The sequence below is a fragment of the Mammaliicoccus fleurettii genome (assembly GCF_003970575.1).
GTDB lineage: Bacteria > Bacillota > Bacilli > Staphylococcales > Staphylococcaceae > Mammaliicoccus > Mammaliicoccus fleurettii.
In genome coordinates this window covers 1-295 of record NZ_RXWZ01000097.1, presented here as the reverse complement: position 1 = coordinate 295, position 295 = coordinate 1, and the positions used below count along the sequence as shown (strand labels likewise).

General features: G+C 47.5%; 3 tRNA genes. All 3 read left to right on the top strand.

Annotated features, from left to right (window positions below):
• Nucleotides 1-17 precede the first annotated feature (17 nt).
• The 3 genes from CD129_RS08235 to CD129_RS08225 all read left to right on the top strand — a co-directional run bounded on the left by CD129_RS08235 (nt 18) and on the right by CD129_RS08225 (nt 294).
• A tRNA-Lys gene (locus CD129_RS08235) sits at nt 18-93 on the top strand.
• A 27-nt stretch (nt 94-120) separates the two neighbouring features.
• Nucleotides 121-195 (top strand) — tRNA-Gly (locus CD129_RS08230).
• Between the two features lie 13 nt (nt 196-208).
• A tRNA-Leu gene (locus CD129_RS08225) sits at nt 209-294 on the top strand.
• Nucleotide 295: the final 1 nt, after the last annotated feature.

Genomic DNA, 295 nt, shown 5'->3' with positions numbered 1-295 from the left:
GCCGGCACCATTTTTTAGAGCCATTAGCTCAGTTGGTAGAGCATCTGACTTTTAATCAGAGGGTCAGAGGTTCGAATCCTCTATGGCTCACCATTATTAATATACAAAAATAATTATTTAGCGGAAGTAGTTCAGCGGTAGAATACAACCTTGCCAAGGTTGGGGTCGCGGGTTCGAATCCCGTCTTCCGCTCCATTATTATTTTTTTGCCGGGGTGGCGGAACTGGCAGACGCACAGGACTTAAAATCCTGCGGTAAGTGATTACCGTACCGGTTCGATTCCGGTCCTCGGCAC